The organism is Streptomyces sp. NPDC127106 (assembly GCF_042677605.1).
Classification (GTDB): domain Bacteria; phylum Actinomycetota; class Actinomycetes; order Streptomycetales; family Streptomycetaceae; genus Streptomyces.
The window spans coordinates 29,319-35,847 of record NZ_JBHXTC010000019.1 but is presented as its reverse complement, the minus strand read 5'-3'; the positions used below and the strand labels follow the sequence as shown (position 1 = coordinate 35,847).

General features: G+C 71.2%; 7 protein-coding genes. 4 read left to right on the top strand and 3 right to left on the bottom strand.

Annotation, left to right across the window (positions count from 1 at the left end; translation table 11 throughout):
• Positions 1-169: 169 nt before the first annotated feature.
• Entirely contained in the window at positions 170-1,711 is a 1,542-nt protein-coding gene (locus ACFVGY_RS18030; protein ID WP_385677962.1) for a S8 family serine peptidase, read from the bottom strand.
• Between the two features lie 257 nt (positions 1,712-1,968).
• Here ACFVGY_RS18030 and ACFVGY_RS18025 point away from each other — a divergent pair, with 257 nt between their 5' ends.
• From ACFVGY_RS18025 to moaA, 3 genes are all read left to right on the top strand, one after another.
• Entirely contained in the window at positions 1,969-2,334 is a 366-nt protein-coding gene (locus ACFVGY_RS18025) for a DUF485 domain-containing protein (RefSeq protein ID WP_385677959.1), read from the top strand.
• Positions 2,331-3,980, top strand: coding sequence for a cation acetate symporter (locus tag ACFVGY_RS18020; protein WP_385677957.1), 1,650 nt, complete (start codon positions 2,331-2,333; stop codon positions 3,978-3,980). Before ACFVGY_RS18025 ends, ACFVGY_RS18020 begins: the two co-directional genes overlap by 4 nt.
• 195 nt (positions 3,981-4,175) lie before the next feature.
• Complete coding sequence (moaA, locus tag ACFVGY_RS18015) at positions 4,176-5,165, top strand: GTP 3',8-cyclase MoaA (RefSeq protein WP_385677954.1); 990 nt, start codon at positions 4,176-4,178, stop codon at positions 5,163-5,165.
• A gap of 38 nt (positions 5,166-5,203) precedes the next feature.
• Here moaA and ACFVGY_RS18010 read toward each other — a convergent pair whose 3' ends face one another.
• Entirely contained in the window at positions 5,204-5,443 is a 240-nt protein-coding gene (locus tag ACFVGY_RS18010; RefSeq protein WP_385677951.1) for a hypothetical protein, read from the bottom strand.
• Positions 5,444-5,589: 146 nt separating this feature from the next.
• A complete protein-coding gene (locus ACFVGY_RS18005) occupies positions 5,590-5,922 on the bottom strand; it encodes a DUF3099 domain-containing protein (RefSeq protein WP_385677949.1) in 333 nt (110 codons plus the stop codon).
• Between the two features lie 179 nt (positions 5,923-6,101).
• Between ACFVGY_RS18005 and ACFVGY_RS18000 the strand changes: the two genes are divergently transcribed.
• Positions 6,102-6,380, top strand: a complete 279-nt coding sequence (locus ACFVGY_RS18000; protein ID WP_385677946.1) for a GlsB/YeaQ/YmgE family stress response membrane protein — start codon at positions 6,102-6,104, stop codon at positions 6,378-6,380.
• Positions 6,381-6,529: the final 149 nt, after the last annotated feature.

Sequence of the window (6,529 nt, the reverse complement as noted above, 5' to 3'; positions counted from 1 at the left end):
GCGCGGCCCCTCCCCCCCGACCCCCTCCCCGAGCCCCCCCCCCCCCCCCGAGCCCCCCCCCCCCCCCCCCCCCCGCCCCACCCCCCCCCCCGCCCCCCCCCCCCCCCCCCGGGGGGGGCGGGCCCCCCCCCCCGCCCCCCCCCTCGGCACTACTGGCTACCGGTGACGGTTACTTGACGGCCTTCAGCGCGTCGACCACGCCGTAGCCGTAGTAGCCCGTCTGGCCCCACTTGCTCGAGCACGTGGTGGCGTCGACCAGCGCGCCCGTGGCGTCGTACACCTGCGCCGGGCAGTCCGCCTTGGTGGCCTGGGCCTTCATCAGGCGCTGGAGCTGCGCCGGCGAGGCCTCCGGGTGGGCGCTCTTGAGCAGCGCCGCGACGCCCGCCGCGTGCGGGGCGGCCATCGAGGTGCCCTGCTTGTAGCCCCAGCCGCCGCCCGGGACGGTCGACAGCACGCGGCCGTTGGCGTCCGGGGTGGCCGGGACCTGCCACTTGTCGCCGCCGGGAGCGGCCACGTCGACGACCCCGAGGCCGTAGCTGGAGTAGTACGACTTGAAGCCCTTGTCACCGGTCGCGCTCACCGTGACCACGCCGGGCAGCTGCGTCGGCAGGTCCAGGCAGACCTTCGGGTCGATGGTGCGCGGGCCCGGGGTGGTGTCGTTCGGGCTGGAGTCGTCGAGGATCGAGTCCGCCGCCAGGTCGTGGTTCGAGTTGCCGGCCGAGGCGACGCTGAGGACGCCCTTGCGCTCGGCGTACTTGGTGGCCCGGGTGAGGGCCTCCACCAGCGCGCCCTGGTCGCTGTCCGACTTGCAGTTGTAGAGCCACGGGTCGACGTAGTAGCTGTTGTTGGTCACCTCGATCCCCTTCTCGGCGGCGAACATGAAGCCGCACACGACCGCCTCGGTGTAGAAGAGGCTGGTCCCGGGCTCGCTCACCTTGATGCCGGCGACCTTGACGCCCGGGGCGACACCGCTGATGCCGACGCCGTTGCGGGCCGCGGCTATGGTGCCGGCCACGTGGGTGCCGTGGTCGCTGCCGTCCGGGTACGGGCGCCAGGCGCCCTCGGAGGTGTCGGCGACGCCGCCGACGCAGTTGGCCGACTGCGCCCGGGAGAAGTTCGGCGCGAGATCCGGGTGGGTGTCGTCGACACCCGTGTCGATGACGCCCACGGTGACGTCGGGGCTGCCATCGTTGATCTTGTGAGCCTGGTCGGCCTTGATCGTCCGCAGGTCCCACTGGTTGGGCTCCAGCGGCTCCTGATCCGCCTGCGCCGCCGTGGCGGCCTTGGCGGCGTCCGCCGCGCTCAGCTTCTGCGTGGCGCCCTCGTCGGTGGTCTGCACCGCCTGCAGGGGGGCCGTGCGGGTGGCGCCGACCGACACGAACAGGCTCTTCTGCGCCCGCAGCGTCGTGGCGAACTCCGGGTTCTGGGAGTGCGCGACGACCACGCCGATCTGCTCATAGGCCGTCACCACCGTTCCGCCGGCGCGCTCGACGGCCTTCTTGGCCTGCTTCACCGTCCCGTACGCGGTCAGGTTCGCCACGTACGACAGCTTCGGGCCGGTCGTGTCGGCCTTCGCCGCCGCGGCGGTGTCCGCCGTGGTGCCCAGCGGGGCGGCGGAGGCCGCGACCGAGGGCAGGAAGGCGAGCGAGGCGGTGAGCGCCAGGCCGACCGGTACGGCGAGGCGCCGGCGGCCGGATCCCAGATGAGCCATGGGTTCTCCACATCATCCGTGAAAAAGTCGTCCGCGCGCGGTCGCGCAGGACGACGGGTTCATGACAGGTGAACCTAATGCCGGTGCTCGCCTCTCCGCCATCAGTTCGAGGAATCAGTTTCCAAAGAATCCAGGGATGTCGAACCGTCCCGGGCTCCCGTCCGTGCCGTTGTCAGGGGGGCCCGGTTCGCCCGTCCCCCCGCACGGAGGTTGATTTGTCCGTCCCCACCGCACCAGCGTCACAAGGAGAGCCCCCCGTGACCACCGAAGCAGCGCCGCCGCCGGGCAGCGCGGGAACGTCCACGGCCAGCCCCACCGCCGAGCAGTTCGTCGCCGTCCAGCAGAGCGCCGAGTTCGCCGGGCTGCGCCGTTCCCACCGCTCGTTCGCCTTCCCGCTCACCGTCGCCTTCATCGCCTGGTACCTGCTCTACGTCCTGCTGTCCAACTACGCCGGCGGCTTCATGGGGACCAAGCTCTTCGGCAACATCAACGTCGCCCTCGTCCTCGGCCTCGGCCAGTTCGCGACGACGTTCCTCATCGCCTGGCTGTACGCGGGGCACGCGGCCGAGAAGCTCGACCCGAAGGCGGAGGCCATCAAGGCGCGGATGGAGAACGGCGCATGAGCGGCACGCTGCACCTCACGGCGGCCGCGGCGCCGCACACCACGGCCGCGGCCGGCGCCGGCGAGCACCGGCCGCTGATCATCACCCTCTTCGGCCTGTTCGTCGTCGCGACCCTGATCATCACGGTCTGGGCCGGCCGCCAGACCCGGGACGCCGCCGACTTCTACGCGGGCGGACGCCAGTTCACCGGATTCCAGAACGGCCTCGCCATCTCCGGCGACTACATGTCCGCCGCGTCCTTCCTCGGCATCGCCGGCGCCATCGCCCTCTTCGGCTACGACGGCTTCCTGTACTCCATCGGATTCCTCGTGGCCTGGCTCGTGGCCCTGCTGCTGGTCGCCGAGCCGCTGCGCAACTCGGGCCGCTACACGATGGGCGACGTCCTGGCCTTCCGGATGCGCCAGCGGCCCGTGCGCACCGCCGCCGGCACCTCCACCATCGTGGTGTCGATCTTCTACCTGCTCGCCCAGATGGCGGGCGCGGGCGTGCTCGTCTCGCTGCTGCTGGGCATCACCAGCGACGGCGGCAAGATCGCCGTGGTCGCGCTGGTCGGCCTCCTGATGATCGTCTACGTGACCGTCGGCGGCATGAAGGGCACCACCTGGGTCCAGATGATCAAGGCGGTGCTGCTGATCGCGGGCGCGCTGCTGATCACCTTCCTGGTGCTGCTCAAGTTCAACTTCAACATCTCCGACCTGCTCGGCACCGCCGCCGAGAACAGCGGGCAGGGCGCGAAATTCCTGGAGCCGGGGCTGAAGTACGGCAAGGACTCCACCTCGAAGCTGGACTTCATCTCCCTCGGCATCGCCCTCGTCCTGGGCACCGCGGGACTGCCGCACATCCTGATCCGCTTCTACACCGTTCCCACGGCCAAGGCCGCCCGCAAGTCCGTGAACTGGGCCATCGGCATCATCGGCGCCTTCTACCTGATGACCATCGCCCTCGGCTTCGGCGCCGCCGCCCTGCTCAAGCGGACCGACATCATCGCCTCCAACAAGGCCGGCAACACCGCGGCCCCGCTGGTCGCCCAGGAACTCGGCGGCGGAGCGGGCTCCACCGGGGGCGCGATCCTGCTCGCCGTGATCTCCGCGGTCGCGTTCGCCACCATCCTCGCGGTCGTCGCCGGCCTCACCCTCGCCTCGTCCTCGTCCTTCGCCCACGACCTGTACGTGAACGTGATCCGCAAGGGCAACGCCACCGAGGAGGAAGAGGTCAGGGCGGCCCGCTGGTCCACCGTCGTCATCGGTGCCGTCGCCATCTTCCTCGGCGCCCTGGCCCGCGACCTCAACGTCGCCGGTCTCGTCGCCCTCGCCTTCGCGGTCGCCGCCTCCGCCAACCTGCCGACGATCCTCTACAGCCTCTTCTGGAAGCGCTTCACCACCCGGGGCGCGCTGTGGTCGATCTACGGGGGCCTGGTCTCCTCGGTGGTCCTGGTGCTGTTCTCGCCGGTCGTCTCCGGCAAGGCCACGTCGATGTTCAAGGACGCCGACTTCTACTGGTTCCCGCTGGAGAACCCCGGCATCGTCTCCATCCCGCTGGGCTTCCTGCTGGGCTGGCTGGGCACCGTCCTGTCCAAGGAGAAGGCCGACCCGCAGAAGTTCGCGGAGCTGGAGGTCCGCTCCCTCACCGGAACCGGCGCCCACTGACGCACCCCGCCCGGGTGAACGCGCCGCCTGCACGACGTGGCCGTGTCGTAGTTCCGTACGACACGGCCACGCCGTCTCTCGTTCGAACGGGTATCCCACCGCAGTACCTCTCTCGCGTAGGCTCGATCACAGCGCATGCACTCTCCACCCAGGCGGCGCACATCGTTCAGGAACCGGACCGCGGAGGGGGCCCCAGTGCTTCTCGACACCTACGGCCGCGTGGCCACTGACCTGCGCGTTTCGCTCACCGACCGGTGCAATCTGCGCTGTACGTACTGCATGCCCGAAGAAGGCCTGCAGTGGCTGGGCAAGTCGGACCTGCTCACCGACGAGGAGATCGTCCGGCTGATCCGCATCGCCGTCACCCGGCTCGGGATCACCGAGGTCCGCTTCACCGGCGGCGAGCCGCTGCTGCGCCCCGGCCTGGTCGGGATCGTCGAGCAGTGCGCCGCCCTGGAGCCCCGCCCCAGGATGTCGCTGACCACCAACGGCATAGGTCTGCGGCGCACCGCACAGGCGCTCAAGGCCGCCGGTCTGGACAGGGTCAACGTGTCGCTGGACACCCTGCGACCCGACGTCTTCAAGACCCTCACCCGGCGTGACCGGCACCACGACGTCATCGACGGCATGGTCGCCGCCCGCGCGGCCGGCCTGACCCCGGTCAAGGTCAACGCAGTCCTGATGCCCGGCCTGAACGACGACGAGGCCCCCGACCTGCTGGCCTGGGCCGTCGAGAACGGCTACGAGCTCCGCTTCATCGAGCAGATGCCGCTGGACGCCCAGCACGGCTGGAAGCGCGACGGCATGATCACGGCCGGTGACATCCTCGCCTCCCTGCGCACCCGCTTCGCCCTCACCGAGGAAGGCGCCGAGGAGCGCGGCTCCGCACCCGCCGAGCGCTGGATCGTCGACGGCGGCCCGGCCACCGTCGGGGTCATCGCCTCGGTGACCCGCCCCTTCTGCAGCGCCTGCGACCGCACCCGGCTCACCGCCGACGGCCAGGTCCGTACGTGCCTGTTCGCCACCGAGGAGACGGACCTGCGCGGAGCCCTGCGCGCCGGTGCCCCCGACGAGGAGATCGCCGGACTGTGGAAGACGGCGATGTGGGGCAAGAAGGCCGGGTCCGGGCTCGATGACCCGTCCTTCCTCCAGCCCGAGCGCCCCATGTCGGCGATCGGCGGCTAGCCGGGAACGCCGTCGGGCGCCGTCGGCGCCCGCTGCGGCTAGCGGCGCTCCGACCCCTCCGGCTGCACCCACTCCGTCAGTTTCACCACGTCCTTGAGGAAGCCGCGGACCCCCAGGAACTGCGACAGGTGCTCGCGGTGCTCCTCGCAGGCGAGCCAGGTCTTGCGCCGCTCCGGCGCGTGCAGCTTCGGGTTGTTCCACGCCAGCACCCAGACGGCCGCCGCACGGCAGCCCTTGGCGGAACAGGTGGGAGTCTCGGGGGAGTCAGGGGAGTTCACGGCTCAACCCTACAAACCGGGCCCGGGAAAGGGCGACGCCGAGCAGCCACGGGGGGAGCTGCCCGGCGTCGGTCCGTCGCTCCGACGGGGGATGCGGAGCGCGTAGGCAGTATGTCACGCACGACCCGGTGCGGTGCACCGGAACTTCATGATTGATCTGAGGTTTTCCTGAGGTTTCCCGCCTCCAGCGCCGGACGTGCAGGTGGCGGCAGGAAATTCGAGGGCAGCTTCGGCGTCGACTCGCGCCCCGCGTTGGCGATGACCACGGCCACGTACGGCAGCAGCGCGCCCGCAACGAGCGTCACGACCGCCACGTACCGCTCCACGTTCCACAGGAGCACCGTCGCGATGACCGACAGCGTCCGGATCACCATCGAGATCACGTACCGGCGCTGCCGACCCCGCACGTCCTCGTCGAGGCCCAGCCGGGCCCCGGTGATCCGGAAGACCTCGGCCCCGTTTCGCTTCCTCCGCAGCACGCTCCACCGCCCGATCCGACTCCCGGGCGTTCCGCGGCCCGGACCCTCCCACCGTACGCCGAGGCCGCTGCGGGCCGGAGAGGGGGTGGCCCCTGAACGGCCATGCCCGGAATGCGCAGTACGCCGGACGGGTCGAAACTGGGCCCATCTGCGCACCACGCGCCACGAGGAGGCTCGACATGCAGTGGTTGTGGGCGATCATCGTAGGTTTCGTGCTGGGCCTCATCGCCAAGGCCGTCCTCTCGGGCAAACAGCACCAGCCGCTCTGGCTGACCACGCTCTTCGGCATGGTCGGCGCCATCCTCGGCAACGCCGTCGCCGGCTGGATGGGCGTCGCGGAGACCGCGGGCATCGACTGGACCCGGCACCTGCTCCAGCTCGCCGGTGCGATCGCGATCGTCGCCCTCGGGGAGATGGTCTACATGTCGGTGCGCGGCGGGAAGAAGGGCACGGCCTGACCCCGGCGCGCACGGCCCGCGCACGCGGCGGGGGGGGGGCCCGGGGGGGGGGGCGGGGGGGGCCCCCCGCCCGGGGGGGGGGGGGGGGGGGTCCCGGTGAGGGGCCCGGGAACCACACCCCGGCCCAGGTGGTGTTTAAGGCGGGCCGC

What these genes read in the sequence shown, in the direction of transcription:
- ACFVGY_RS18030 (WP_385677962.1), bottom strand. Translation starts at nt 1,711, where the DNA reads ATGGCTCATCTGGGATCCGGCCGCCGGCGCCTCGCCGTACCGGTCGGC.
- ACFVGY_RS18020 (WP_385677957.1), top strand. Translation starts at nt 2,331, where the DNA reads ATGAGCGGCACGCTGCACCTCACGGCGGCCGCGGCGCCGCACACCACG.
- ACFVGY_RS18000 (WP_385677946.1), top strand. Translation starts at nt 6,102, where the DNA reads ATGCAGTGGTTGTGGGCGATCATCGTAGGTTTCGTGCTGGGCCTCATC.